Annotated in this window: 25 protein-coding genes; 8 read left to right on the top strand and 17 right to left on the bottom strand. The window is 37.9% G+C overall.

Annotated elements, in window-relative coordinates; genetic code table 11:
• Nucleotides 1–10: 10 nt before the first annotated feature.
• The 3 genes from ACZ5R4_RS15005 to ACZ5R4_RS14995 all read right to left on the bottom strand — a co-directional run bounded on the left by ACZ5R4_RS15005 (nt 11) and on the right by ACZ5R4_RS14995 (nt 2,617).
• Nucleotides 11–1,075 (bottom strand): site-2 protease family protein, encoded by a 1,065-nt coding sequence (locus tag ACZ5R4_RS15005; protein WP_054788731.1) that lies wholly within the window; start codon nt 1,073–1,075, stop codon nt 11–13.
• Between the two features lie 71 nt (nt 1,076–1,146).
• Nucleotides 1,147–1,767: a hypothetical protein gene (locus tag ACZ5R4_RS15000; protein ID WP_464367553.1), complete on the bottom strand. Its 621-nt coding sequence runs from the start codon at nt 1,765–1,767 to the stop codon at nt 1,147–1,149.
• Nucleotides 1,768–1,783: 16 nt separating this feature from the next.
• On the bottom strand, nt 1,784–2,617 hold the full coding sequence (locus ACZ5R4_RS14995; RefSeq protein ID WP_109982906.1) for a DUF7587 domain-containing protein: 834 nt from the start codon (nt 2,615–2,617) through the stop codon (nt 1,784–1,786).
• Nucleotides 2,618–2,875: 258 nt separating this feature from the next.
• Here ACZ5R4_RS14995 and ACZ5R4_RS14990 point away from each other — a divergent pair, with 258 nt between their 5' ends.
• Nucleotides 2,876–3,526 (top strand): SDR family oxidoreductase, encoded by a 651-nt coding sequence (locus ACZ5R4_RS14990; RefSeq protein WP_054788728.1) that lies wholly within the window; start codon nt 2,876–2,878, stop codon nt 3,524–3,526.
• An 82-nt stretch (nt 3,527–3,608) separates the two neighbouring features.
• Here the strand turns inward: ACZ5R4_RS14990 and ACZ5R4_RS14985 are convergent, their stop codons facing one another.
• Complete coding sequence (locus tag ACZ5R4_RS14985; RefSeq protein WP_109982907.1) at nt 3,609–4,523, bottom strand: VOC family protein; 915 nt, start codon at nt 4,521–4,523, stop codon at nt 3,609–3,611.
• A 149-nt stretch (nt 4,524–4,672) separates the two neighbouring features.
• On the opposite strand from ACZ5R4_RS14985, the gene ACZ5R4_RS14980 reads away from it, so the two are divergent.
• Nucleotides 4,673–5,227 carry a PadR family transcriptional regulator gene (locus ACZ5R4_RS14980; RefSeq protein ID WP_109982908.1) on the top strand — a complete coding sequence of 185 codons (555 nt, stop codon included), beginning with the start codon at nt 4,673–4,675 and terminating at the stop codon, nt 5,225–5,227.
• Nucleotides 5,228–5,701, top strand: a complete 474-nt coding sequence (locus ACZ5R4_RS14975; protein WP_054860458.1) for a monooxygenase family protein — start codon at nt 5,228–5,230, stop codon at nt 5,699–5,701.
• Nucleotides 5,702–5,726: 25 nt separating this feature from the next.
• Here the strand turns inward: ACZ5R4_RS14975 and ACZ5R4_RS14970 are convergent, their stop codons facing one another.
• From ACZ5R4_RS14970 to ACZ5R4_RS14950, 5 genes are all read right to left on the bottom strand, one after another.
• The gene (locus ACZ5R4_RS14970) at nt 5,727–7,010 is read right to left on the bottom strand and encodes an NCS2 family permease (RefSeq protein WP_109982910.1); all 1,284 of its coding nucleotides are present in this window, start codon (nt 7,008–7,010) and stop codon (nt 5,727–5,729) included.
• 194 nt (nt 7,011–7,204) lie between these two features.
• On the bottom strand, nt 7,205–8,278 hold the full coding sequence (locus ACZ5R4_RS14965; protein ID WP_464367552.1) for a C40 family peptidase: 1,074 nt from the start codon (nt 8,276–8,278) through the stop codon (nt 7,205–7,207).
• A gap of 441 nt (nt 8,279–8,719) precedes the next feature.
• Nucleotides 8,720–10,078: an MATE family efflux transporter gene (locus ACZ5R4_RS14960; RefSeq protein ID WP_277678655.1), complete on the bottom strand. Its 1,359-nt coding sequence runs from the start codon at nt 10,076–10,078 to the stop codon at nt 8,720–8,722.
• 11 nt (nt 10,079–10,089) lie between these two features.
• Entirely contained in the window at nt 10,090–10,683 is a 594-nt protein-coding gene (locus ACZ5R4_RS14955) for a TetR/AcrR family transcriptional regulator (protein ID WP_054860460.1), read from the bottom strand.
• A 120-nt stretch (nt 10,684–10,803) separates the two neighbouring features.
• Nucleotides 10,804–10,941 carry a PspC domain-containing protein gene (locus tag ACZ5R4_RS14950; RefSeq protein ID WP_347835393.1) on the bottom strand — a complete coding sequence of 46 codons (138 nt, stop codon included), beginning with the start codon at nt 10,939–10,941 and terminating at the stop codon, nt 10,804–10,806.
• A 370-nt stretch (nt 10,942–11,311) separates the two neighbouring features.
• On the opposite strand from ACZ5R4_RS14950, the gene ACZ5R4_RS14945 reads away from it, so the two are divergent.
• A complete protein-coding gene (locus tag ACZ5R4_RS14945) occupies nt 11,312–12,577 on the top strand; it encodes an MFS transporter (protein WP_464367551.1) in 1,266 nt (421 codons plus the stop codon).
• Nucleotides 12,578–12,615: 38 nt separating this feature from the next.
• Here ACZ5R4_RS14945 and ACZ5R4_RS14940 read toward each other — a convergent pair whose 3' ends face one another.
• Nucleotides 12,616–13,485 (bottom strand): LysR substrate-binding domain-containing protein, encoded by an 870-nt coding sequence (locus tag ACZ5R4_RS14940; RefSeq protein ID WP_054860461.1) that lies wholly within the window; start codon nt 13,483–13,485, stop codon nt 12,616–12,618.
• A gap of 172 nt (nt 13,486–13,657) precedes the next feature.
• Here ACZ5R4_RS14940 and ACZ5R4_RS14935 point away from each other — a divergent pair, with 172 nt between their 5' ends.
• The 3 genes from ACZ5R4_RS14935 to ACZ5R4_RS14925 all read left to right on the top strand — a co-directional run bounded on the left by ACZ5R4_RS14935 (nt 13,658) and on the right by ACZ5R4_RS14925 (nt 16,938).
• A complete protein-coding gene (locus ACZ5R4_RS14935) occupies nt 13,658–14,743 on the top strand; it encodes an NAD(P)H-dependent flavin oxidoreductase (RefSeq protein ID WP_464367550.1) in 1,086 nt (361 codons plus the stop codon).
• Nucleotides 14,744–15,036: 293 nt separating this feature from the next.
• Nucleotides 15,037–16,500, top strand: coding sequence for a SulP family inorganic anion transporter (locus ACZ5R4_RS14930; protein ID WP_109982917.1), 1,464 nt, complete (start codon nt 15,037–15,039; stop codon nt 16,498–16,500).
• A gap of 21 nt (nt 16,501–16,521) precedes the next feature.
• Nucleotides 16,522–16,938 (top strand): universal stress protein, encoded by a 417-nt coding sequence (locus ACZ5R4_RS14925; protein ID WP_054860462.1) that lies wholly within the window; start codon nt 16,522–16,524, stop codon nt 16,936–16,938.
• 92 nt (nt 16,939–17,030) lie between these two features.
• On the opposite strand, the gene ACZ5R4_RS14920 is transcribed toward ACZ5R4_RS14925, so the two are convergent.
• Entirely contained in the window at nt 17,031–17,597 is a 567-nt protein-coding gene (locus tag ACZ5R4_RS14920; RefSeq protein ID WP_109982918.1) for an LOG family protein, read from the bottom strand.
• A gap of 90 nt (nt 17,598–17,687) precedes the next feature.
• Here ACZ5R4_RS14920 and ACZ5R4_RS14915 point away from each other — a divergent pair, with 90 nt between their 5' ends.
• Nucleotides 17,688–18,005: a MazG nucleotide pyrophosphohydrolase domain-containing protein gene (locus ACZ5R4_RS14915; RefSeq protein WP_054788723.1), complete on the top strand. Its 318-nt coding sequence runs from the start codon at nt 17,688–17,690 to the stop codon at nt 18,003–18,005.
• Nucleotides 18,006–18,352: 347 nt separating this feature from the next.
• Here the strand turns inward: ACZ5R4_RS14915 and ACZ5R4_RS14910 are convergent, their stop codons facing one another.
• The 6 genes from ACZ5R4_RS14910 to ACZ5R4_RS14885 all read right to left on the bottom strand — a co-directional run bounded on the left by ACZ5R4_RS14910 (nt 18,353) and on the right by ACZ5R4_RS14885 (nt 26,492).
• The gene (locus tag ACZ5R4_RS14910) at nt 18,353–18,781 is read right to left on the bottom strand and encodes an N-acetyltransferase (protein ID WP_109982986.1); all 429 of its coding nucleotides are present in this window, start codon (nt 18,779–18,781) and stop codon (nt 18,353–18,355) included.
• Nucleotides 18,782–19,309: 528 nt separating this feature from the next.
• Nucleotides 19,310–21,232 carry an ABC transporter permease gene (locus tag ACZ5R4_RS14905; protein WP_464367549.1) on the bottom strand — a complete coding sequence of 641 codons (1,923 nt, stop codon included), beginning with the start codon at nt 21,230–21,232 and terminating at the stop codon, nt 19,310–19,312.
• The gene (locus tag ACZ5R4_RS14900) at nt 21,226–22,002 is read right to left on the bottom strand and encodes an ABC transporter ATP-binding protein (RefSeq protein ID WP_054789233.1); all 777 of its coding nucleotides are present in this window, start codon (nt 22,000–22,002) and stop codon (nt 21,226–21,228) included. The genes ACZ5R4_RS14905 and ACZ5R4_RS14900 overlap by 7 nt, the downstream gene beginning before the upstream one ends.
• A gap of 168 nt (nt 22,003–22,170) precedes the next feature.
• A complete protein-coding gene (locus tag ACZ5R4_RS14895) occupies nt 22,171–23,205 on the bottom strand; it encodes a sensor histidine kinase (RefSeq protein ID WP_464367548.1) in 1,035 nt (344 codons plus the stop codon).
• 37 nt (nt 23,206–23,242) lie between these two features.
• A complete protein-coding gene (locus tag ACZ5R4_RS14890) occupies nt 23,243–23,926 on the bottom strand; it encodes a response regulator transcription factor (RefSeq protein ID WP_464367547.1) in 684 nt (227 codons plus the stop codon).
• 484 nt (nt 23,927–24,410) lie between these two features.
• Complete coding sequence (locus ACZ5R4_RS14885; RefSeq protein ID WP_464368498.1) at nt 24,411–26,492, bottom strand: heavy metal translocating P-type ATPase; 2,082 nt, start codon at nt 26,490–26,492, stop codon at nt 24,411–24,413.
• Between the last annotated feature and the right edge of the window lie 238 nt (nt 26,493–26,730).

Genomic DNA, 26,730 nt, shown 5'->3' with positions numbered 1-26,730 from the left:
GTTTAATTGGTTACATCATTTGCTCCAGTTCAGGTTGCATTGCACTTGTTAGAACTATAGATAGTTGTTCCTCAGCATAGTAAAAGCCAAATTGCCCTTTGCCTTTCTCTATTTCCTTCATTACTTCGGATAATTGGATTCTTACCTGCTCATTATCCCCGTTCAGCTTGGCGCGAATTGCTTCACTCCTTTTATAACTGATAGGTTCAAAGGAATTCATAAGCCGATGCAATCGGTCAAATTGTACCTTATCCTCCTCCTTATTTACTACCATATCGATCTGCTTAATTTGGTTGATAAATTGTAATGTGAATTTATTTTTCTTTGTTATAGGTATCTGCTTAAATGGTTCAATCAAATTAGAAGCTGTATCGTAATTTTTCGTGACAAGCGTATAATAAAAGAGAATATGTGCAACCGAAATATTATCAATGGTTGGTTCCAATGTCTTAGCCTGTCTGATTAAATCCTTTGACCAGTCCCTGGGATGTAATGGAGTCATCATTTCCTTAATTAATAATAAAGAAATTAGAAATTCATCTGAATGTTTCCCACCTCTCCATAGCTCCCACAATATACGACCATCGGATTTTAAGGACCCTTGATATGGCAAAATGGTTAAAACGAATACACTTAAATTAAAAATACCAAAGTAGTATACCATATCGATGTTCATGAACTCTCCAGTAAGTAAACTGATCATACCGACTACTACTGAAAAAATAGGGCCACCCGCTGCATACCATTTATGCTGCCGGGCGATCGTTTCTAAATCTTTGGCCAATGGTGTGCAGTTCGAAACTCCACCAAAACTGAACCAGCTGTCATTGACGCTTATACGTAACCGATCTGTTTTTTCAATGGTGATGGGACCAACTGTGACATAATTGAATTTGTAACCTGACCATATTCCAAATACAACGTGTCCTAACTCATGAATGAATAAAGTAAAGAATAAAAGAGCTGCACACATACCGATCAAATTAGCTGTTTCTGCGTAGTTGGTAAAGTTAAACAGTCCAATAAGCATGGCTGAAATAATTACGATGCCAAAAGGCTTCATGATGTCATTCATTATTTGTTTCTCCTCTAGAATGTATTTTCATTTGTGAAGGTTATGGTCTACCATTATCGACTCAATGATTACTAACCTACAATTAAATCAAAAAATCTTTCATATGCATCATATATCTTGTCCGCTTCCACCTGATCCTGAAATTCATCTTCATATTTATAAACAAAGAGATCCATTTCATAAAGGGAAATCAGAATTCTGACAAGTGGCTTCGGCATTGTATCCCAGAAGAATATTTTGTCATCGATAGTCGTCAATTCTTCCAGGATTTCTTCGAATTGTTCTTCATCCAAGCCCTTTCCTTGTTGGAGTTTTTCAAAAAAGCCCCCGCCCTTTTCAATTTGTTCCATGAGACTTGACATAACTTTTTCCTTTGCTTTGTCCGATATTTGATCACAAGCAAGACCCTTCTGCCTCAAGGTGCTGATATTTGCTGCAGCATCCCGTATTCTCTCGGATTCTTCTCCTGAATAATTTCTGGAAAAGTTATAAAGCTCACCACAGACTTCCATGACTGACTGTACGGCATCTTGTGGAATAGAGTCTTTATCACTCCATTGCTCTATCAATAGTGAAAACGACCTTTTCATATTTTCATATTCCTTCTCATCCATGCCATTACCCATCCGCAGTTTAACAAGCAAATTTATCTCCGATTCAATAAAATGTTCCAATAATGTTAATTGGTCCATATTGACACCCCTTTTGTTAATTCATAAACTCGGAAGGACGACCGATTAACTCAAATGCTTCCTTAGGAATAAATTTTTCAACAAGTACCTCCTGTGAACTATTCGCATAATTCCGGACCATTTGAAATGGTTTACCAGCCTTGGTGACTAGATACTTTTCTTGTATTTCGGGGTCTGTTAAATCATAGTATTTATTAGTAACCTTATTCAAATCAATTCGTACTATCCGAAGATCCTGTGGCTTCCTGTCATTATTTATATCATACCTAGCATTGTCGAGGGCAACATCAAAGCTTTTGGTTGTGGAAATAAATTGAGAGCCTTTAAAATTCTCCTTACTTCCATTTCTCACATGTCCAGCAATACTCATATTTCTATCCGGCCTTCTAGCCTTTATACCCTCGGAGATATCCTGCTTATCTGGTAAAACACGGTAAACAATCTTTTCCCCTGACTTTGGCTTTATACCAATTTTTTTCAATAGATCATCTGCCTGATTTACCTTTTCTTGAATCTCCTCTACTCCATCAGAGGAATAAGTATTTCCACTCGAAAAAGAAGATATAGCTTCATCTACTGTTCCTATCAGTTCCCCTATATAATTGACAATACCCTTAACCGTCTCTTCCACACCGTCAATCGTATTCTCAATACTATCTCCAACTGAACCGAACCAATCAGTTACAGGCTCCAGAAATCCTCCATCTGCTTCAACAGAGCTAACAGTGGCTAATGTTGAGATATCAGCAAGAGGTGCCCTCTCCGCTGATGTGTTTATTGGCTGCATAAAAGGAAAAAGCATAAGTGCAATGAAGAAACAGAGCAGATATGGTTGTTTAATTTTCTTCAACTTTCTTTCCTCCTAACTATTAAATGTGATAGATTCATCCGTCTAGAATATGAACTCAGATGATAACGTTTCATTCTATGTATGATTAATTACACTCTTTATAATAGAAAAGATTTCAAGTAAAGTCTATGTAATTTATACATATAATAAAATTTAGTATTTTTTTCCTAATAAGTCTTTTCTAAGTAAGCGCAAGATTATTAATTTATCATTAATTAGGTTAAAATAATAAATAGAACATGTAGAAAGGGTGAAAAAATGAAAGTTTTAGTTATTGGTGCTAATGGACAAATCGGTAAACATCTGGTTTCCTTTATTCAGGAAAATGACAAGCTAGAGGCAAGGGCTATGATTCGTGATGAAAAACAGGCTCCTTATTTCAAAGAATTAGGTGCAGAAATAGCGGTAGTAGATCTAGAAGATGAAATAGAAGCCATTGCAAAAGCTGCAGATGGAGTCGATGCTATCGTCTTTACTGCCGGATCTGGTCCAAACACAGGGAAGGATAAGACACTGATGATCGACTTAGATGCTGCTGTGAAAACAATGGAAGCAGCGAAAGAAGCGAAAGTTAAACGATATATTATGATCAGTTCCTTTGATACCACTCGTGAAGCTATTCAATCTGCTCCAGAGTCCTTTGCTCCATATGTAGTGGCGAAGCATTATGCAGATGAATGGCTTAAATCCACTAACCTAGACTATACCATTATACACCCTGGGTTATTAACAAATGATTCTGGAAAAAATAAAGTTGAGCTTGCAACAACGGTAGCAAGAGGAGAAGTTCCTCGAGAAGACATTGCGAGAGTTATTGTAGAAAGTTTAATCAATGATTCCACGATCGGGAAGGAATTCCAGGTTGTTGGTGGAAGCACCCCTGTCGAGGAAGCAGTAAAATCTGTCTAACTAAAGTGAAATCAAGTGCTTGTGAAAGGACCCCCTAAAAAAGGGGGTTATTTTCACCTTGTGTATTTATACCATCTACTGATTATCCCTTATACACTTTTTTCAATTCTGCCAGATCGAGCTTCTTCATTTTAAGTGTTGCTTGATTCAGTCGATTGATTTGTTCTGCAGTGCTATTATTCATCATCTCATCCATTTCTCTCGGTACGATTTGCCAAGACACTCCAAACTTATCCTTTAACCAACCACATTGTTCGGACTCAGGAACAGCCGATAGCTTATCCCAATAGTCATCAATTTCTTCTTGCGTATCGCAATATACCATAAAGGAGATCGCCTCATTGAATTGGAAGTCATGATCCATTGCACTATCCATTGCAGTAAACCAATGATCTAATAGCATGAAATCTGAAAACATAACCGTCCCTTCTTTATCAAGCTCCATGCCTTCAGGATAGCGATAAATCTGTCCCCAATTTGTGCTCTTAAAGGTAGACACATAAAAGTCAACGGCTTCCTCAGCTTTCCCACACACCTCACCAACAAACATAAGCGAAGGTAAAATAGCAGGCCTTTCTTCTCCATCAGGATTAGTCAGGATTAACTGCCACGATACACCATACTTATCTTGAATCCAGCCGTACATTTCGCTAAACGGATACTTATCTAAAGGCATTAGCTCAGAACCACCTTCAGATAATTTGTTCCAAACCTCCTCGAGTTTCTCACGAGCGTTGGCTTCTCGTGATGGATCAAAATTAACGGTAAATGAAATAGATGGATTGAATTGGAAATAAGGACCTGCGCTGATAGCCATAAACCTCTGTCCCCATAATTCAAATGAGACTAAGTTAGCGTCACCTGATGGGGTATCATTCAATGTCGTACTGTTTGTCATGTTTGATTCAGGAAAAATCGACGTATAAAACTTCGCTGCTTCAGCGGCCTCCTTATCAAACCACAAATGTGGAACAATATTTTTCTTTAATTTTGTCATTATTCTCCCTCCTTTATGTGCATATTCTATCATAGCTATTGACAGACTATTTCTTTTCTATTGCTATGTTAAAAAAGACATTGACTTAACGTTCATTTTACATGTATTATATATCTAAAAGATACATATCATTTAGATAGGGGTATTCCATGAAAAAATATAATCATACAACATATGCCATTCTTGGTATATTAACGACTGAATGCAGAACGGGGTACAGTATCAAACGACTCATCGATCAAAGTCTAAATCATTTCTGGAAAATTAGTTATGGGCAAATTTATCCTACTCTGAAACGAATGGTGGAAGAGGGATTAGCAACCGTAAAAACACTCACAGAAGGTGGTAAACCTGATCGACATGAATATTCACTAACTTCAAAAGGGGAAGCTGCCTTGAAGGAATGGTTGGAGCAGCCAATCGAACAAATACCTCACGAGCGAAATGAAGTATTACTAAAATTATTTTTCGGAAGACACCAAACAAAAGAAAATACATTATTACAGCTGGAAACTTATAAGCAAAAATTAACGGAAACCTATGAAACCTATCAGGCTATTGAAAAGATGATCAAATCCAATCATCAACATCATGAGGATGTGACCTATTGGTTACTTACTTTAGATTACGGGAAACGGGTGGCAACAGCTGCGATGGAATGGTGTGATACGACTCGAGATTATTTTAAAAAGGAGGAAGAGTAAATGGCAAAGCACATTTATAAAGGTCGATTTACAACAGAAAACCAGGAAGATTTAGTAGTATTTCTTATTGGAATGAGGATAAACAAACGCTATCTATTCCATCATTGGTTACCTGTCTTTACTGCTATGCCTGGGATGATTAAGGAACTCTATTCGAATAAAGAGGAGCTAGGGTTTCTATCAATGGAAAGTTATTTTGGTTTAAGAACAACTGTTATGATTCAATATTGGAAGTCTCTCGATGATTTACTGGCATATGCAAAAGGTGAAAAACATTTGAAAGCATGGGAAAGCTTCAACAAGAAGATTGGAAATAATGACTCTGTTGGGATCTACCATGAAACCTATGAATTGAAAAAGCAACAGTATGAATCTGTATATGGAAATATGCCGTTATACGGACTAGGGAAGGCGATGAAGCATATTCCAATTACAAAAGAAATAATTACCGCAAAAAAGCGACTTAATCGTTAGAAAAAAGCCTCCGAATCTCGGAGGCTTAACTAATAAATTGTAATATAAAAGTGAGTAAAAATAGACAAGCGATCATATAAAGGGTGAAGGATACGTTTCTTTTTTTCCCTGTCGCTAATTTTAACATCACATACAAGATGAATCCCATTGCTATACCATCTGCAATACTGTACGTAAAAGGGATCATGATCATCATAAAGATGGCTGGAAATGTCTCGGTCATATCCTGAAAGCTTAAATTCCGTATATTTTGTACCATAATTGCCCCAACAATGATTAAAATCGGTGCAATAGCATTTGCTGGAATGATATTCATATATGGAATCAGAAAAATCGTACCGAGAAAAAGTATTCCTGTTGTGATCGACGTAAGCCCTGTTCTACCACCTGCCGCAATTGCAGCAGTAGATTCAGCTGTGGATACAGTTGGACTTGAACCAAAAATACCAGATAGCATCGAGGCAATACTGTTTGCTTGAAAGGCCTTTTTAAACTTTTCTGGTCCTTTAGCTAAGTCTAACTGACCTGCGACTAATCCCATATTTTCAAAGACGATCACCATCGTAATGGAAAATACAGAGATAACAAAAGGCAATGATAAACTGTTTTCTAGCGAAAACGCTCCAAATACTTGGCTGTATTCCTGCAAGGAGAAAGCCTGATTCGTAAGTGGAGGCATTACATCAAGCAAAAAGGCGATACTTATCCCAACGAAAATCGTCCAGAGAAAATGCCCTTTTACATTGCGAACAAACAAAACAAAAGCGATAATTAACGTTAATATCGTTGCTAATACGACAGGATCACTTAAATCGCCCATCGCAATAATCGATTGATCGCCTTGTTCTATTAAGCGCCCTTTCTCCAGTCCGATCAATATGAGGAAAAATCCTATCCCTATGGTTATAGCTTCCTTTAACGAACTAGGAATCGCTTTGTTGATTACCTGCGTTAATTTAGAAAAAGCTATCAATAGGAAGATAATTCCGGAAACTACTGTGACACCAAGTGCCTCCTGCCAGGCTAACCCCATCGACTGTACCAAGGTATAGGTAAACATCGCATTAATTCCCATCCCAGGGACCACTAGGATCGGTGCATTGGCCCATAATCCCATTAGGAGACACCCTACAAATGATGTCATGATGGTAGCCACAATGGCACCTTGTAGAGGGATCCCTGCCTCTGACAAAATCAGCGAATTAACCGCAATAATGTATACAATCGTGAAAAAACCGATAAATCCTGCTGTTATCTCCTGTTTAACACTTGTCTCGTGTTGTTTTAATTGAAATAAGGATTTTTTCATTCCATTTCCTTCTATTTAATTATCCCTCTCCCAACCCGCTCTCCTCTAAGCTTTCTTATACCAAAATAAATAGCAAAGAAAAGAGAGCCAACTTACATTTTAGTAAAAATAGAGCATTTGTCAACTACTTAAGACGATAAACAATGAAAGCAAACAACCCTTTAGAAGTTTCCTAAAGGGTTGGCGTCTTACCATTAATAGAATCTTTTAAAACTAGAAAAGTGTTTCTTCCAGTAAGAATTGTTTAAGCTAACAACCTCTACTCCATCTGAGCCTGCATGGATAAATTGATTGTTTCCTAGATAGATTCCCATGTGTGAAATGCCAGATTTATAAGTTCCCTCAAAAAATACTAAATCTCCAACCTTGGGATTGTTAACATAATAGGAACGGTCATAATAACCTGCACTGGAAAGTCGCTTGATGTCCTTTTTACCAGCTTGCTTGTATACATAATAAATGTATCCACTACAATCAAATCCATTTGGTGTTGTTCCACCCCAAGCATATTTTGTACCCTTTAAGCTTGTAGCAACATCGATAAGTTTGGTTACGTTGTAATCTATATTACTAGGTTGTTTATTGCTAGTATTCTTATCAGAAGTGGAGCTTGTTGAATCTTGCTTTGCTCCGATTTTCAACTTTTGACCAACATAAATTTGATCAGAGCTTAGATTATTCCATTTCTTCAAATTAGCAACAGAAACACTATATTGAACTCCTATATGAGAAAGTGTGTCCCCTGACTTTACAATATAAATAGTAGAGGAAGAACTACTTTCTTCTTTATTAGAGTTAGAATTAGATGATGTTTGCTCATTATTAGAACTGGTATTAGAGCTTGACTTTTTTACAACTAAGACATTGCCTGGGTAGATCAATGTAGTATTTAAATTATTCCATTTCATTAAGTTTTGAAGGGAAATATTGTGCTTGTATGCTATACCACTTAGAGTATCTCCACTTTTTACTGTATATTTACTTGTCTTACTGGTGCTTTGATTCGCATTTTTATTTTGCGTTTGGTTATTTTTATTAGAAGAAGATGCATCTGTTTTGATAATTTGATTTGGATAAATAATATCAGAGCGAAGCTTATTAATATCGATCAGTGCTTGTACACTTGTATTATACTTCTGAGCTATCTTCCATAATGAATCACCACTTTGGACTTTATACGACGCCGCTTCTGCTTCATCTGCTCCTATCATTGTTGATGCGATAGCTGCACCTAAGGTAACAGACATAATCATTTTCTTTTTTACCATTTAAACTACATCCTCCTGTTTATTAATAATAAATAATTCTTCTCTTTAGGAAAAACAAAGCTCGTACTACTAGAATTGATGTATGTATGAAATGTGGATAAACACGCAAGTTTTATGTAAGGAGCTTTTACGAAATCAAATATAGTCCTATTATACTCCCTTTTAGCGAAAAATGATAGATTTTATTGAAATATGTTTTTTAATTTTTTGTATCAAATTATAGGTTGTTTGACCTATAATTTATTCAATTACATAGAAATCCTTATAATTGTATTACTAATAGTAATTATATTATTTACCGAACGATACTAAATGTCTATTAATAACATGTCATTTATGTAATTCTTATAGTTACCTTTAATCACATTTTCGTTCTAACTATACAACCAAAACTTGTTAATAAAAAAACTCGCAGTCAACTGCGAGTTAAATTTCCTATCCCTAATCTAATTTAGCTTTTTCCTTTCGATAAATTACCCGTAAACGAAGAAAGAATCCAATTGCAGCCCCTGTTAATCCAAGTGTAATTCCAACCCAAAAACCAGAGGGTCCAAGATTCGTAAAGGCTGCTAATAAATATCCAGAAGGGATACCAATTAACCAATAAGAAACAAAGGCGATATAAAACGGTACTTTTACATCCTTGTAGCCCCGTAAAACACCCTGTAGACTAGCTTGTGAAGCATCAGATAATTGATAAATAATGGCAATGATGAATAACTGTCCCGCTATTTGTACAACAATCGGATCTGTAGTGTAAAGGTAGGCAATTGGCTCTCGGAAAAAGAACATAAAGACAGATCCTGAAGCAAGAAAACCGATGGCTCCAAGTACTCCAATAAAGGCATACTGTTTAGCTGCATCTAATTTTTTACCGCCAATTGAATAGCCTACCACAATCGTTATAGCCATTGATATACTAAGTGGTATCATAAATAGTAATGTCGTAAAGCTAATCACAATTTGATTTGCCGCAATAACCGTAGTGGAAAACATATTGCCAATTAGTAAGGTAACAACGGAAAAAATGCTTGCTTCAAAGAAAATGGAAAGCCCGATTGGTATTCCTATGGATAATTGCTCTTTCCATGCTTTAAACGATGGCTTCACCCATTGGACAAATAATTTGTACTTTTTCACTGCTTCAATTCTAAATGTCATAATAATGCTAATAATTAATATGATCCAGAAGGTGATACCTGTTGCGTATCCAGCACCAATCCCGCCTAACTTAGGCATTCCAAAATTACCAAAAATTAAACTATAATTTAAAAGTACATTAAAGGGAACAGCTAAAACCGTAATAATCATGGTGATTCGTGTGAATCCTTGTCCATCGAAGAAATTACGAATAACATTGGAAAGGAATAATGGGATAATCCCAATCGACAGACCAGCTAAATAATGAAAAGCGATATGTTGTACATTTTCTTCTAAATCCATTAGATTTAAAATCGGATGGAGGGCAAACGCCCCTACTAGAATAATCATCAAACCAAGCATAATAGCTAAAAATATAGCTTGTGTTACGGTATGATGAATTTTATGACGTTGGTTTGCTCCCATAAATTGCGCAATAATCGGTGTAATGGCGAGCATAACACCATTCATTCCTGTAAAAACTGGTGACCATAAACTAGATCCAATAGCGACTCCAGCAAGATCATCTGTTCCAACACGACCAGACATCATCGTGTCAACAAGGTTCATTGCTGATAAACTGATCTGTGTAATCATTATCGGCCACAAAATAACTAGGAATAAACGAATTTTTTCCTTCCATGTTTCGGCATGATACATGTGAACCCTCCTTACTTCTGAGATGTACGATCTGGATAGGTAATACCTAACCAGAATATTTTCCAAGCTGCATGTAATTTTCGGTTGGTACGAGCTTCTCCTCCGTAAATTAATTCGACACCAATGGAATCTAACAAAGCCGAAAATGACATGACTGCAATATTAGGATCTTGACTTATTTCTTCCTTTTCATACGCATATTGAAATCGATCAAAATATAATAAGTCTACTTGATCAATGTATTGATAGAGCTCCCTAGTGACTTCATCGTATAAATGACGTGGAGGAAGAAAGGTGTTACGAAGCCAGAACTTTAATTGATTATCATGATGAAATCGATGGATAAAATGTTGCAGATCTGCCCATAAAAATTCCTTGAGTGTTTTATCGAAATATCTTTTTATATAATCTTGTTCCTTTTTTAACTCATCTGCGAAGGTTTCCTTTAGTATTTGCATAAACAGGGCATCTTTTCCTTTAAAATGAGTATAGATGGATTGTTTCTTGATCCCTACTTGCTTCGCAATATCAGCAAGGGACGTCCCTTCATAACCATGTATGGCGAATAAATTCAATGCTTCCTGTTTAATTAATTGATAAGACATCCTACCACCCCTTACGAACGGTCGTCAGTATAGCTTAGCAAAGGATGATAGGAGTGTCAATAGACGGAATACAACAAAAAAAAATCACAAGTGATTGCTTGTGATTTTGAGGAAGGAGCATTATTTCAGTGATGGTTTATTATCTAATGCTATCGATAGAAATATATATACCCAAACAGAAACAGAAGAAGTGAAGAAGAAAATTAATCTGACAATGAAAGAAGATATGCCAAAAAACTCCGCGATCCCTCCACACACACCATAGAATGCCTTATTCGTAGATGATCTTGTTAACTTCTGATTCGTTCCATTTCCTCCTTCTTATGTTAAGTCACTTGCCTTTTTACCAATTATAACACGCTTTTTGTAAAATAAAGGATATAGCTAATACTTTAAAGTGCTAGCGCGCTCCTCCAAGAAGCAAACACATGGATTCCGTTGATAAAAAAATAAACACTAGGAAGCACCCAATATTAGGGTGTTTCTTCTTTTACGAGTACTATGCACATTACTTGCAACTTTTCATGAAAGCGTTTATAGTAGTTAACTGTTCATACCTCTCCATCCTCATTCGCCCTCTTTACTCTTTCCGCTTATAAATTCACCGATCATCGAGAAGGAGGTAACTATGTTACATCGATTAAAAATATTTGATAATTTTTATTATGGATGGGTTATCTTAGTTATTGGTGGTTTAGGGGTGTTTTTCTCTGGACCTGGTCAAACATTTTCAAATTCTCAGTTTATAGATGAATATATACATGATTTCGGATGGTCGAGATCACAAGTCTCCGGTGTTTATTCTGTTGCTACACTATTAGCAGGTGTACTAATGATGATCGTAGGACGTTTCATCGATCGATTTGGACCAAGGATGATGATGGTAACAGTAGGAACTTTATTTTCCTTAGCATGTTTCTATAATAGTTTTATATCTAGTATTTGGATGCTTGCATTAGGATTTTTCATGGTACGTTTATTAGGGCAAGGGAGTATGACATTAATTCCAAATACACTCGTTGCCCAGTGGTTTGTGAAAAAAAGAGGTCGAGCCTTTAGTTTAAAAGCACTTTTTAGCTTTGCTGGTGCCATGTTATTTCCTATTATTAATACTTGGCTCATTCAAACATGGAGCTGGCAAGTAGCATGGCAATTTTGGGGAATAGTACTTCTATTTTTATTTGTACCTATTGCTTTCCTTGGAGTAAGAAATAGCCCAGAATCTATTGGATTAGAGCCAGATGGAAACGTAGAACCAGAGGCCGACCAACAAAATAAATTAGTGACACCCGTCATAGAGGCTGAAGAAGATTGGACATTAAATGAAGCAATGAGAACGAGAGCTTTTTGGGCTGTATTAATCTGTGTTGGTATACCTGCGTTAGTTAATACAGGTATTACGTTCCATATCACCTCTATCTTTAAAACGAATGGATTATCGCTTGAAATGGCCGCAATGGTTTTAAGCTTAATGGCATTTGTCGGAATTCCGATTTCCTTAGTCTCGGGTGTAATTTTAGACAAAGTAAAAACAAACTATGTCCTATTCGTTATCTTTATCATCGAATTTTTTGTTCTTTTATTGTTACTAATTACAGATAGTTTCCTTATGGCAATACTATTTGGTATATTATGGGGATTGGCAGGTGGATTAGAACGTATTGCTATCGGTGTTATTTGGCCTAATTATTTTGGTAGAAAATATATTGGGAGTATTAATGGTGTTGGAGCCACGATAATGGTTATCGGTTCATCCCTAGGCCCGTTACCATTTGGTATAGGCTTTGACCTATTTGGTGGCTATACTATCGTTATTCTATTAGCATTAATCTTTCCTATACTCGGCGTTATCTGTTCCCTATTAGCAAAAAAACCAGTGAAGGTTACTATTTGACTACATGTGATTCTAAAGTATGTAGTCTTTTTTTATACTTAACCATCTAAATCACTTAACATATTTATAAATTTTAATAAAGACGGAGGTACATACTTATCTTTCCGATAAATGAACACTGTTTTGACTTTACCGTATAAATTTGGAATGGAATGCTGTCTAAGCATTCCATCTTGTACATGCTTTGTAACGACAACTTGTGGAAGCATACTTATACCTAGACCAGCTGCTACACAACCGATTATCGCATCTAAAGTACCAAATTCCATTATTTTATTCGGAACTATCCTCTCTTGACGTAACCATTGTTCAAGTTTTTCTCGATAAGAACATCCAGCATGAAATACAAGCAACGTTCTTGTTTGAATATCTTTAAATGAAGAAATAGGAGGATGAATTGTATCGGTAATGAGTACTAATTCCTCATTAATTACTTCCTTTTGAATGAGCTCGGGATGTTCAATAGGTCCAGCCACAAATGCTCCATCAAGTTCATACTTTAAAACTCCTTGGATATTTTGTTCAGAAGAGCCTGTTTTTAAAGTTACATCAACATCTGGAAAGTCTTTATGATACTTTGCAAGTAGGGTTGGTAAGCGAACTGCAGCGGTTGTTTCCATTGAACCAATAATTAACGGACCACTTGGTGTTTGATCATCATTCATCACACTTTTTGTTTCCTCTATAAGATGAAATATTCTTTCAGTGTATGATAGCAACATGCTTCCCTTGGCTGTTAAGTCAGTCCCACGATTATGTCTATAAAAAAGGGTTGTTTTAAGATCTGATTCCAATTGCTGTATTTTCATAGTGATATTAGATTGTGCATATTGAAGTTCTCTTGCTGCTTGTGAAATACTTCCCAGCCTTGCAACAGTCTGAAAAATTTTTAATGTATGCAAATCCATAAAAATCCTCACACCTTTTTGCCATCTAAATAACTGATGGCTAATATCAATATAATGTATTATTCAATATATCAAAAAAAAGATATGATTTAAATATAATTTTTATCTTTAGAAAAAATCGAAGGAAAGACTAACTTAATCAATAAGTAAAAATAAAAAAGAGGTGAGAAATATGTTAAAGAATAAGATGACAGAACTTTTGAAAATTAAGCATCCGATTATCCAGGCTCCTATGGCTGGTGGAGTAACAACCTCAACATTAATCGCTGAGGTTTCAAATGCTGGTGGGCTAGGGATGCTTGGAGCAGGATACTTGCCCCCTGCTCAAATAAGGGAAGAAATTAGGGAAATAAAGCAATTAACTTCAAATCCGTTTGGAATAAATCTCTTTGTTCCTAATGAGTTTGATATTACAGAGAATGAGATTAAATCGGCTAACCAGTTCTTAAACCCGATTCGTAAGCAATTAAATTTACCCCAAAGGGATGACCTTGATTTTCCAAACTTTAAAGATGTTTCTGATACATTTACTGAACAAATTAAGGTTATTATGGAAGAAAAAGTTCCTATTTGTTCATTTACATTTGGCATCCCTTCTAGAGAAGTGATTGCTGAATTAAAACAATCAAACATTATCCTGATTGGCACAGCTACCACTGTGACAGAAGCAATGGAAAATCAAAAAGCTGGAATGGATATGGTTGTTGTTCAAGGAAGTGAAGCTGGTGGACATCGTGGGAGCTTTATTAATGGAGCACAAGAAAATTTGGTTGGGTTAATGTCTCTGATCCCACAAGTTGTAGACAATATAAGCATTCCTATTGTTGCTGCAGGAGGAATTATGGATGGGAGAGGATTAATGGCTTCGATTTGTTTAGGAGCAATGGGTGTACAAATGGGTACAGCTTTCCTTACTTGTATTGAAAGTGGAGCGAATAAGGTTCATAAAGAAGCAATTCTTAAAGCTAAAGAAGACCAAACTGTTTTAACTCGTTCATTTTCAGGTAAGTGGGCAAGAGGAATTAAAAATAATTTTATTTCAAAAATGCAGAACTATGAAACACTGTTACCCAATTTTCCTGTTCAAAATAGACTAACACAAGATATTAGAAAAACTGCTGCTACAGAATATAATCAAGATTTCATGTCCCTTTGGGCTGGTCAAAGCCCTAGATTAGCCACAATTCAAAAAGCCGAAATATTAATTAAAAATATTATTGCAGAAGCCAACAAACTAAGTTCTATGGATACAAAGTAAATTCTTGTACTAAAAACCTAGCAAAAAAAGCTAGGTTTTTCTATACCTTAAATAATTATATCAACACTTACAAGCACTATATCGGTACTAAAAAATACTATTCATTTAATAGTATTTGATAAATATAATAGAAAACTGTAGAAAATGGCTGTAATTCAAAGAAAAATACCATTGTTTACGTTTCTATAGCGGTTTGACGTTTTTGTAAATTGTGATATAGTTCACTTTGTTCACGCCGGAAATTTTCTCTGAAACGCTCAGAGAACTATAAAATAATACGAAAGAGGTGCTTCATGAACAGAGCAGAAAAAATTAAATATGAATGGTTTGGGAATATACGAGGAGATATATTAGCGGGAATAGTGGTAGCTTTAGCGTTAATTCCAGAAGCCATTGCGTTTTCGATTATTGCAGGGGTTGATCCAATGGTTGGGCTATATGCCTCCTTCTGTATTGCTGTTATCATTTCCTTTGTGGGTGGAAGACCCGGGATGATTTCAGCTGCAACAGGGGCTATGGCGCTATTGATGATCACGTTAGTAGCAGATCACGGGTTGCAATATTTATTTGCGGCTACTATTTTAACTGGAATAATACAAATTCTATTTGGGGTATTTAAATTAGCTAGGTTTATAAAATTTGTTCCTCGTTCCGTAATGGTCGGATTTGTTAACGCACTAGCTATTATGATCTTCACATCACAATTACAGCATTTCGAAGGTGAAAGCTGGATTATGTACAGTATGGTAGCTTTAACATTGGCAATTATTTATCTTTTTCCTAGGATCACAAAAGCGGTTCCCTCCACTTTAGTGGCCATTATCGTTGTAACTTTAATCACCGTATTTTCCGGATTTGGTATTCGTACAGTAGGAGACCTTGGTAATATCTCTTCCCAATTACCAATTTTTATGATTCCTGACATCCCAATATCTTTTGAAACATTGGCGATTATTTTCCCTTATTCACTAGCACTCGCCATTGTTGGGTTATTAGAGTCATTGTTAACCGCTAATATCGTGGATGACATGACAGATACAGAAAGCAATAAAAACAAAGAATGTCGCGGACAAGGGATAGCTAATATTGCGTCAGGTTTCTTTGGCGGAATGGCTGGTTGTGCAATGATAGGACAATCCGTTATTAATGTTAAATCTGGCGGAAAAGGTCGATTGTCTGCCTTTGTTGCAGGTCTTTTCCTTATGTTTTTAATTATTGTATTAGGTGATGTCGTCGTCCAAATTCCTATGGCAGCACTTGCTGGTGTAATGATTATGGTATCTATCAGTACCTTTGATTGGTCTTCCCTACGAAATATTCATAAGATTCCTAGAACCGATGCAATTGTTATGGTAGCAACCGTTATTACCGTAGTAGTAACACATGACTTATCAAAAGGTGTTTTACTTGGTGTATTACTAAGTGCCATCTTCTTTGCGGCAAAAATATCTAAGGTCAAGGTTACGAGTATTTCATCTGTAGATAATAGTAAGAAAATTTATAAAGTCGATGGACAAATTTTCTTTGCTTCAGTAAGTGATTTAGTAGAACAATTTGCTTTCAACGAACCGATTAAACAAGTGGATATTGATCTTACCAATGCTCACCTCTGGGATGATTCAGCAATTGGTGCATTAGACAAAATCGAAATGAAATTTGAACAAAATCATGTTAAGGTACAATATATAGGTCTAAATGCGGAGAGTAGATTATTAAAAAGAAAAATCGGTGGTCTATCAAAAGCATCGGGTCATTAATCGTAGAAGAGGTGAAGGGGCTTGTATAAAAAAATATTACTTGCAACAGATGGATCAGAGCACTCCGTTCGAGCAGCGGAACACGCAATCGAAATTGCTCAACTCAAGAATGGAACGATCGACATTGTCTATGTAGTAGATGGGAATACGTCCAAAACAGATGTCCTTCATGGTGTGGACAAATATGAAGTTAAAAAAGAAAGAGAAGAAAAGATAAAACCGGTAAAAGATAAAATTACATCTGTAGGTATTCCTTGTGAAACAAACATCTTACATGGTGAACCTGGTCCTTCGATTGTTGAATTTGCTAATGACAATAATTATGATCTTGTGGTGGTAGGTAGTAGGGGATTAAATAAACTACAAACCATGATCCTCGGAAGTGTAAGTCACAAAATACTCAAACGCGTACAATGTCCTGTTTTAGTCGTAAAATAAAGTGACCGTTAGTGATGTTGGAAGGCCTGAACCTTTTTCTAAAGATAAGGTTCAGGCTTTTGTTTCGGTAAAAATATTTAATAATAGAGCCTTTAACTGTAAGTTTTTACAGAGATCGGTTCAAAAGTAGTAAATTTTTCTATTAGAGATGAAGGATTGGAGTCAACCATAGCTAAGGATCGGTACTTCTCCTGCAAAAATTGTTGCTCCACCATATGATCAAATAAACTAACTAAAGGATTAAAATATTGATGAATATTCAGCAGGCCAAATGGTTTTTGATGTAAGCCAATTTGTGCCCATGTAAATATTTCGAAAAATTCCTCCATGGTTCCAGGACCTCCTGGAAGGGCAATAAATGCATCTGCCAGTTCAGCCATCTTTGCTTTTCTTTCATGCATAGTATGAACCGTATACAGTTCGGATAGATGGGGATGGGCTATTTCCCTTTCTTCTAATAGTGTTGGTATCACTCCAATTACCTCTCCACCTTCGGCTAACACGGTATTAGCTAATTCCCCCATTATCCCGACACTTGCTCCACCGTAAACTAGTGTGATATCTCGCTTCACTAATTCTTTTCCTAATTGGATGGCACCTTCTTTATAAATATTTGAAGCACCATAACTAGAACCACAAAAAACCGCTATTCGTTTCAAAATAATTCCCCCTATCGATCTATATAGATATCGATTATCATTATATAGATTATTCTGTTAATCTAAAAGAAAAAAATATGGAGGATTTATATGAATTTAAATGATTTTCAACAATGGGTAAAGTCTTATTATGAGAAAAGAGGGTGGTCAGATTTAGATATTTTTATTCGAATTGGTTTTCTAGCAGAAGAAACAGGTGAGGTTGCAAGAGCCATCAGAGCACTGGAAATTGGTAGAGATAGACCAGATGAAGGTACCGGAACATTAGATCAACAAAAACAAGAATTAGTAGAGGAACTAGGTGACGTTTTGGGAAATCTTATTGTCATTGCGAATAAATATGATATTCCACTTGAAGATATCTTTCAATCCCACCGAGATAAATTAGATAAACGATATTCTTCCTAACTTGTACAGAAGGATTTGCTTTTCCACGGCGCCTATAAAGTCCTAGGGCGGTAACAAAGACGGTTTACGAAGCAATCGTTCTAATGATCAGTATTACTAGTTCTTATAGTGCTGATTATGAAAGAAAAAGAATAAGCCACCCTACTAAGCTTTATAGCTATAGCAAGGTGGCAAAACCAGATTATATGGTGACCGCCACTATAAAGGAAATCTATTGCATGACCGGTAGGTGTTACCGCACCTATCGGTCTTTTTACTGTATGAACTTATTATACCTAACGTTTTGAAAAAATAGACTGTTTTTGTTAGGTTATAGAAAAAATCCTCATTCTTCTTTTAGAAGCATGCTAAGCTTTTTTCCATTCCATTAAATACTCCGCTTTACCTGTCTGCTCATCCCTAAGTTCATCCTTCAAAACAAAGCCATTTTTCAAATAAAAGTTTATAGCTAATGCATTTTCCTGATATACTCTCAGCTGCATGATATTCCGTCGCCTTTTTTCAAAGTTCAACAACTCTCTTCCAGCCCCATTATTTTGGTTGCGTACATCTATAAAAAGTGCTGCTAAATAGTTGCCTACCATAGAAATAAATCCGATAATCTCGGATTGGTCTGTAATGACATGAGTCTCTGACATTGGAATATACTTATCTTTCATTTCTTGCATTTTTGATTCCCAATAGCTAGCATCTATGAAATGATGAGCCTGTACTGAACCTTTATACCAAATATCGATTATTTTTTGAATATCTTCATTTTTATATGGTCTTATCATCTTCTTTATTTCCCTTCTTTATAAAAACCCTTTGGATAAATCATATCCAAAGGATTAGATGATAGCAAGACAAAATGCGATAGCTAACAACAAATACCCTCATAAGGTATTCTAAAAACATTTCATATATAGTAAAAGAGCCGATTTAACGGGAAAGCAAAAGAAAGCTTTCAAAGAAGGCTATTTATCTAACGAAATGGATATTATTTTCACCTGCATGGATGAATGAGACTGGAGCTATTCCAATCACCGTCCATGGTTCGAAGGAACCATAGGCTATAACAGGCTGTATTTGTCTTGCTCTTCATAAACCCGATAACCATTTTCTTTACGAGAAGGTTGGATTAACCTTTTTTCTCGTAATAACGAAAGAACGGGGGCTAACTCCTGTTTGATTAGAAAGTTTACTGATCTTCATTTCCCTGTACGATAAGGAATCGATTTTTTTAGGTTGGAGATATGCTTAACGTACAAAATATCCGAAATGTTGCCGGCACCCCATATAGCTTATCCCACTTTAAGTGATGGTTATGACATAGCGTTTTTTACAATGTTGCGGTAGTAGCCTATGGTAAACAGAGCGAATACAAAATAGATAACCGTGTAACTTGTCATGGCGATGGATGCCGGAAATATGGTGTCCGACCGGATCATAAATGAAGCCGCCTTGATAGCAAAGATCGAATGCAGCATACCAATCGATAGAGGGAGAAGGAACACGATGGCCTGCTTTCGTATAATGCCTTTCATGATCATATCCACGTCAAATCCGAGCTTACGCAATGTCTTAAAGCTTTGCTTTTCCTGCTCAGCTTCGGTCATTTGCTTAAAGTACAAGATGCTGCCGGTTGAGATCAAAAAGACAAGTCCAAGGAAAGCTGCGATGAAAATGAGCAAGCCTGTCAGCTCCAGCACTTTTTTGTACTGCGCATAGTAATCATACTTTAATGGTTCGTCATTGTCATATTTTTCGTATATTGAGGAAGCTATTGCGAGCTCTTCCTTGTCCGGAACTTGATACGTATCAAAGTGAATTTTTTTATAATCAGGCGTACCGGCCATTTGTTCTGCGATTTTGTTCATCGTCGCTTCTGACACTAGCAGCTGACTGCCGGGAGCATTTAAATTCATGATGTTCGTTTCCCTCAATGTCCTCAATGTATACATAACGGCCTGTCCATGCTGCTCCAGCTCTATTTTGGTTGGATATCGCTTCGACTGCTCATCTAATTCCCCGGCAAGTGAGGCCCCAGCATCGTACAATATGGCTTCACCATCTGGCGGCACGTTGAGGTCTGCGCCTGTTTGTTTAAGCTGTTCGGCCGGAAGCCATAACAAACTTTCTTCAACCTTGTAGGATTGGTCATTCGGATCAAGGATGATGCCCATCGTCAGAACCGCATGAACGACGTGGTGATTAACATCGATGCCTTCCTTCTCCAGCTCCATTTTGAACGACAGCGCCTCCTTCGGATCGTTTTCAAACATAAAATCATAAGGGAGGTCGCGACGGGTCTCATGCTCTACGGAGTAGTAGAAGGAGTAAGCCATGGAAATCAGCGTGATGGTCATGGCCGACAACAACGTAATCAAGGCAAGTGAGTTGGCATTTGCTTTCGTATGGTGCATCAGCGGAGCTATCGACAGGCTGTTTGTTAAGCCTAGGTGTCCATCTTTACGTTTGCGGAACCGGTAAAAGCACCATCTGATCGTAACGTGAAACAATAAGTAAGTCCCTGTAACGATAGATCCGAGCATCAATAGTGCGTTGGGGAATAACTCTTTATCGATATGACCCGATAATTTATAGCCGTATCCAATCAGCGCCAGACCGAGCAGGGCAAAAATAGCAGATGCCACCGCTTTAGGCGGCTTAGTGAGATCAGGCCGCTTGTCAGCTTGAAACAGATTCAGAAGGCTGCTGCGATAAATCGTCAGCATCATCTGAATGGAAGTGATGACGATGATGAAAAGATAGACCATCACCGTTTTAAAAGCCGCTGGTACGGAGGAGCTGATGCCGACAATCCCTTCTAAGCCGAGCAGATTCAGCAAAATCAGGACGAACAGCCTTGAAATCAACGCACCAAAAATGATCGCAGCAAGTAGTGCACCTAAGCCAAGCAGTATATTCTCGATTATTAGATATCGGGCTACCCAGCCTTTGGAAAGACCAATCAGCTGATATAGTCCGATTTCTCGACTGCGCCGACGCAGGAAAATGCCGTTGGCTGAGACGGTAAAGATCCCAACGATCACAATCAGCGTGACTCCCGCAATTTGAAAGAAGACAACGCTCGTATTTGTCATATTCTGAACAGACTGATCGTGCTGTAGTGAGGTGAAGACAAAATACAGGCTCAAACTAAAGATCAGCGCAAAGAAGTACAAATAATAATGCTTCACATTTTGCCGCATGCTGCGAAGCGCTAATTCAAAAACCGTCAACATGGTTGCCCCCCTAGCACAGCTTGCACGTCCATAATTTCATTAAAGAACGCATGTCTTGTTTTATCGCCGCGGTAGAGCTCGGAATAAATCTTCCCGTCTTTTAAAAACACAACACGGCTGCAATAGCTGGAGGCTACCGGATCATGCGTCACCATGACAATGGTGACCCCTCGCTGCTGATTCACTTTCTCCATCACGTCCAGTAACGAGGAAGCGGATTTGGAATCCAGTGCACCAGTCGGTTCGTCCGCAAACACGATCGAAGGCTGGTGGATCAGAGCGCGCCCGGCAGCTGTCCGTTGTTTCTGGCCTCCTGATATTTCATGCGGATATTTGTACGACAGTGCTTTAATGTCAAGCACATCAGCGATGGCTGTGAACTCGCTTTCCGCTTTCCGCTTGCTCATTTTGCTAAGGGAGATGGGCAGCAGTATATTTTCCTTCACTGTTAACGTGTCCAGTAGATTGTAATCCTGGAAGATGAATCCCAGCTTGTTGCGCCGGAAGGCAGAAAGTGCGGTATTACTCAGCTTCGAGATATCTTCGTCATCAATTAAAACCGTTCCGTCCGTAGTATGATCAATCGTGGCTAAGACGTTAAGCAATGTCGTCTTGCCTGATCCGGAAGGGCCCATAATGCCAACAAATTCACTGCGGGTGACGCGTAAATCTATTCCTTTTAATACATGCTGTGCATTCCCTTTATTACCATATGTTTTGTGGATATTTCGTGCTTGTAAAATGGTTTCTCCTACATTCAACTGATCCATAACGTACCTCCAAATCATAATTTGATAGCTTTATTATACGGTTGGATTTTCCGCTTGTCGTACGTTTTACATGACAATTTGGCAGGACAACGTGACAATATTGTCACGTTCACTATTCCACACCAAAAAAACAGCCAGGAGCAATCCTGACTGCTTCATAGTTGGATATTACTCGCCCGCCCCTCTCCGGACAGCTTCGAAGGCGTTGGGTTCGACAAAGATCATTCGCATTACCGTTCCTTTCTTTTGACCGGGTTGCGCTTTGAGGGTAATTCCTAATTTATCTGCAACGGTTTTTGCAAGATAGAGCCCGAGTCCGGTCGCTGCGTTTTGAATCCTGCCGTTTTCGCCCGTGAAGCCTTTGTCAAAGATACGCGGCAATTCATGCGGCTGTATTCCCGGTCCTTCATCGATGACATCCAAAAAGACTTGGCCTGTCTCCGTTACATCCGTCACGATCATAAGTACCGTATTCGCAGGATTATATTTCACGGCATTCGTCAACAGTTGCCGAAGGATGAAACGGCACCATTTTTGGTCTGTAATGGCCTTTACATCCGTTCCTTCGATACTGACCGCCAGATTTTTTTCCATACACCACGGCGCCAGCTCCCGTACTTCTTCCGCAGCAAGGCGCTGTATAGAGGCCAATTCAAGAACATAGTCTGATTCGATCGCGGGCAGACGTGTCATATGCAGCTGCCGGTCAACCAACAAATACACCCGCAACCATTCCGCTTCAATTTTACGTATTTCCGGATCACTTGGCTGGGCGTCCAAGATCAGCTTCATGGCGGTGAGAGGAGTCTTCACCTCATGGATCCATGAGGCCGTAAATTCATTCTCGATCAGTTGAGTTTCTTTATAGTCAGAAAGCTTTCGTTTGAACTGAAGGGAGGCCTCCCGTAAGATGTCGTTGGTCATCTGATCTAGGCCGTTCCCAGGTTCAGGAAGTGTCTCCATCCAGTCTAAGGCCATGTCTTCCTGCAGAGCAGCCAACGCGGCGGCATATTTTGTCTCTTTTTTGAAGCGCCATATAAAAAACAGGAGAAAGGACAGAATAAATGAGGCGTTAAAATAAAAAAGAGAAGTAGATGTGACCTGGATGCCTTGATCAAGCAGGATCAGAGCATTGGCTAAGCCGAGCAAGCCGGCAAACAGTAAAATCCAGCTTTTCCTTGCATCAACGTAACGGATAAACATGGCTCGGTTCCCCCCTATCAATACATGTTCATAATCTCTATAAAGTGATGGCCATATAACCCAGCCCTTTTTTTGTCACAATAGCGTCTGCCAAATCGATTGTCTCTAGCTTTTGCCGCAAACGAGTTACATTCGCCGTGAGGGTATTGTCGTTCACGAACTGCTCATCCTCCCACAGCTTTCGTATCAAGTCATGGCGCGAGATAATGACATTGTTGGTTCTCACAAGCGTGATCAGTATAAAAAATTCGTTTTTTGTTAAATCCACTTCTTTCCCAGCTTTTCGAATTATACCTCGATTCAAATCAATCAAGGCGCCATTCCATTCAAGAATATTCGATTGCTCTTCGCCATAAGCATATGTCCTCCGGAGAACGGCTTGAATTTTGGCATAAAGCACATCTGTATGAAACGGCTTCTGGATGAAGTCGTCCGCTCCCATGCTCAGTGCCATGACCATATCCATTGGGTGATCGCGAGAGGAAAGGAAAACAATGGGTACTTTGGATACAGCGCGAATCTCGCGGCACCAATGAAAACCGTCAAATTTCGGGAGTATGACATCCATGATGACGAGCTGAGGCTGTTGTTCAAGAAATGAACGCATCACACCTTCAAAATCATCTGGTCTCGTGACCCGGAACGACCAAGCCTCTAGACCTTTCTTCAATGCAGCAAACAAAGCATCATCATCTTCAACAACAAATATGTTTATCTTCATCGAGCCAGCCTCCTAGTGTTGTAAATTTGACTCTTGTAAATAAAATAATATGAGGTAACAAAGAATTACTCCTCATTATTGTATCACAATTAATGTTTCACCTATGGTAGGGTACGGAAACGATTCGAGGATTGAGGGGCACTATGAAAACAAACCGTTTGGTTAGATCGATCTCTCGATCATCAATAGCACGCGCAACGTGTTTGTGTCTGGCGATATCTATGCAACAGTGATTGTGTTTTCCGTTATTTGCATTAATCGAGTAAAATTTATTTTGACTCCTCCTTCGGTATTTTCGAGGTATTGTTTCGTGACATGACACTCTCTATACACCAAGGAAGGCTTTTTTGTGTAATTCCAAAAAACCTTATTTCGGGTCAAATTTATTTCTACAGGAAGGCTTTTTTATAAAAAACCCTTTGGACAAATCATTTCCAAAGGGTAGATTTTAACAATTTAAATAAGAGGGACTTACAGACGTAATCTAAGCTTTCAACAATTTTGCATTAATAGCTACGATAATCGTACTCAAACTCATTAGAACTGCTCCAACTGCTGGGCTTAACACAATACCAATAGGTGCTAATATACCAGCTGCTAGCGGGATAGCCAATATATTGTACCCTGCAGCCCACCATAAATTCTGAGTCATTTTACGATAGGTTTTCTTCGACAAACTAATTAAGGAGACAACATCCTTTGGGTTACTTTTCACAAGGACTACATCAGCTGTTTCCATTGCTACATCTGTTCCAGCTCCTATGGCAATTCCTAAATCAGCTGTTGCAAGAGCAGGAGCATCATTAATTCCGTCTCCTGTCATTGCCACCCTCCAGCCTTTTTCCTTAATTTTCTTAACTTGATCCGCTTTTTTGTCTGGTAAAACTTCGGCATATACCTCATCAATATTCAATTGTTCGGCAACCCAATTAGCCACTTTTTCGTTATCACCAGTTAGCATAATCGAATGTATATCAATTTCCTTTAGCTTAGCAATGGCTTCTTTTGCGGTTTCTCTTACCATATCTGCTAAAGCAATCATACCAACTAGTGCATCATCTATTAAAACAAATACGACTGTTTTCCCTTTCTCCGACATCTGATTAAACTGTTGCATATCATAGGTAAGATGATTGTCATCGACATAACCAGGACTGACCACATTAATTTTTTGCCCATAAATGGTTCCTTGAATTCCCTTTCCAGTAATTGATTCGAAATTCGTTATTTTTTGTAGACGCATTCCTTTTTCTTTTGCTGAAGTAACGATACCTGTTGCAAGGGGATGCTCTGAATTCTGCTCCAAGCTTGCTGCTAAATTTAGAACTTCCTCCTCTTGATATCCTTCATTTGGAATAATATTGGTTACACCAAATTCTCCTTTTGTCAGCGTACCTGTTTTATCAAAAACAACGGCATTTAAATTTCTCGCACCTTCAAAATTGGCACGATTACGGATAAGTAAGCCTTGTTTTGCAGAAATAGCTGTAGATACTGCTACAACAAGAGGTGCAGCTAAACCAAGTGCATGTGGACAAGTGATGACCATAACCGTCACCATTCGTTCCAGTGATGTATCAAATGGATATCCAAGCCCAAGCCAAACGAATAAGGTAATAAATCCAGCAGCAAGCGCAACATAAAATAACCATTTTGCTGCCCGATTGGTAACATCCTGTGTTCGTGACCTTGAATCTTGTGCCTCTTTGACCAGTGTAATGACTTGTGAAAGGTAAGAAGCTGCACCGGTTTTTTCAACCTGTATCGTAAGTGAACCTTCCTTATTCACCGAACCGCCGATAACTTTATCACCTTTATTCTTTTCCACAGGTACGGATTCTCCTGTAAGCATCGACTCATCTATTGCTGAATTTCCATCTAGGATTGTTCCATCCACTGGGATTTTTTCTCCAGGTTTGACCAAAACACGATCGGCATTCTTTAACTCAGAAATTGGTATGTCTTCCACTTCGTCTTGTTCGTCGAGTTTATGAGCCTCACTAGGCATGAGCTTGACAAGCTCCTCTAGCGCATTGGACGCTCCCATCACGGAACGCATTTCGATCCAATGTCCTAATAGCATAATGTCAATCAATGTGGCTAGCTCCCAGAAAAAATCCTTCCCTTCTAAGCCAAAAACAGTGAGTGAACTATAGGCATAAGCAACAAAAATTGCTAAGCCAATGAGTGTCATCATTCCAGGGTTTCTATCTTTTAATTCACTAATTGCCCCGGTAATAAATGGCCAACCACCATAGAAAAAGATAAAGGTAGCAAGTATGAATAAGATATAGGAATTGTATAGAGGTTGCCAATTTACCCCGAAAAAGCTTTGAATCATCGGAGATAAAATAAGAATTGGAATGGTAACCATTAAGGAAATGTAGAACCTTTTTTTAAAGTCTTTCACCATATGCTCATGATGATGGCTATGGTCATGTCCGTTATGATTTTCATACTCACTATGATGATGTTCTTCATGACTATGATGCTTTGAATGGTCATGATGAGCATGGCTTTCAGAATGGTTTTCTTCATGATTAGAATGTCCTTGAACATGATTCATATGTTTAGAATCATGAATTGCTTCTTTCTTTGTATCTTCCTCTCTTACCAAGCTAATCACTTCCTTTTTTTATCTAATATTCCTTTCTAATTAAACTTCTATCCATTCGAAGCCCTGTATTTTTACTGATAATACAATACCCTTGTAAGGTATCAAACAAACATTTCATATTAAGTAAAAGAGCCGACCCAATAAAAAAAAACGGATCAGCTCTTATATATTTATGCTACGACATCGT

The sequence above is a fragment of the Gracilibacillus sp. JCM 18860 genome, from assembly GCF_055395245.1.
Note: the sequence above shows the minus strand (reverse complement) of the source record. Positions and strands in the feature narration are given on the sequence as shown.

What these genes read in the sequence shown, in the direction of transcription:
- ACZ5R4_RS15005 (WP_054788731.1), bottom strand. Translation starts at nt 1,075, where the DNA reads ATGAATGACATCATGAAGCCTTTTGGCATCGTAATTATTTCAGCCATG.
- ACZ5R4_RS15000 (WP_464367553.1), bottom strand. Translation starts at nt 1,767, where the DNA reads ATGGACCAATTAACATTATTGGAACATTTTATTGAATCGGAGATAAAT.
- ACZ5R4_RS14990 (WP_054788728.1), top strand. Translation starts at nt 2,876, where the DNA reads ATGAAAGTTTTAGTTATTGGTGCTAATGGACAAATCGGTAAACATCTG.
- ACZ5R4_RS14985 (WP_109982907.1), bottom strand. Translation starts at nt 4,523, where the DNA reads ATGACAAAATTAAAGAAAAATATTGTTCCACATTTGTGGTTTGATAAG.
- ACZ5R4_RS14980 (WP_109982908.1), top strand. Translation starts at nt 4,673, where the DNA reads ATGAAAAAATATAATCATACAACATATGCCATTCTTGGTATATTAACG.
- ACZ5R4_RS14975 (WP_054860458.1), top strand. Translation starts at nt 5,228, where the DNA reads ATGGCAAAGCACATTTATAAAGGTCGATTTACAACAGAAAACCAGGAA.
- ACZ5R4_RS14970 (WP_109982910.1), bottom strand. Translation starts at nt 7,010, where the DNA reads ATGAAAAAATCCTTATTTCAATTAAAACAACACGAGACAAGTGTTAAA.
- ACZ5R4_RS14965 (WP_464367552.1), bottom strand. Translation starts at nt 8,278, where the DNA reads ATGGTAAAAAAGAAAATGATTATGTCTGTTACCTTAGGTGCAGCTATC.
- ACZ5R4_RS14960 (WP_277678655.1), bottom strand. Translation starts at nt 10,078, where the DNA reads ATGTATCATGCCGAAACATGGAAGGAAAAAATTCGTTTATTCCTAGTT.
- ACZ5R4_RS14955 (WP_054860460.1), bottom strand. Translation starts at nt 10,683, where the DNA reads ATGTCTTATCAATTAATTAAACAGGAAGCATTGAATTTATTCGCCATA.
- ACZ5R4_RS14945 (WP_464367551.1), top strand. Translation starts at nt 11,312, where the DNA reads ATGTTACATCGATTAAAAATATTTGATAATTTTTATTATGGATGGGTT.
- ACZ5R4_RS14940 (WP_054860461.1), bottom strand. Translation starts at nt 13,485, where the DNA reads ATGGATTTGCATACATTAAAAATTTTTCAGACTGTTGCAAGGCTGGGA.
- ACZ5R4_RS14935 (WP_464367550.1), top strand. Translation starts at nt 13,658, where the DNA reads ATGTTAAAGAATAAGATGACAGAACTTTTGAAAATTAAGCATCCGATT.
- ACZ5R4_RS14930 (WP_109982917.1), top strand. Translation starts at nt 15,037, where the DNA reads ATGAACAGAGCAGAAAAAATTAAATATGAATGGTTTGGGAATATACGA.
- ACZ5R4_RS14915 (WP_054788723.1), top strand. Translation starts at nt 17,688, where the DNA reads ATGAATTTAAATGATTTTCAACAATGGGTAAAGTCTTATTATGAGAAA.
- ACZ5R4_RS14910 (WP_109982986.1), bottom strand. Translation starts at nt 18,781, where the DNA reads ATGATAAGACCATATAAAAATGAAGATATTCAAAAAATAATCGATATT.
- ACZ5R4_RS14905 (WP_464367549.1), bottom strand. Translation starts at nt 21,232, where the DNA reads ATGTTGACGGTTTTTGAATTAGCGCTTCGCAGCATGCGGCAAAATGTG.
- ACZ5R4_RS14900 (WP_054789233.1), bottom strand. Translation starts at nt 22,002, where the DNA reads ATGGATCAGTTGAATGTAGGAGAAACCATTTTACAAGCACGAAATATC.
- ACZ5R4_RS14895 (WP_464367548.1), bottom strand. Translation starts at nt 23,205, where the DNA reads ATGTTTATCCGTTACGTTGATGCAAGGAAAAGCTGGATTTTACTGTTT.
- ACZ5R4_RS14890 (WP_464367547.1), bottom strand. Translation starts at nt 23,926, where the DNA reads ATGAAGATAAACATATTTGTTGTTGAAGATGATGATGCTTTGTTTGCT.
- ACZ5R4_RS14885 (WP_464368498.1), bottom strand. Translation starts at nt 26,492, where the DNA reads ATGAATCATGTTCAAGGACATTCTAATCATGAAGAAAACCATTCTGAA.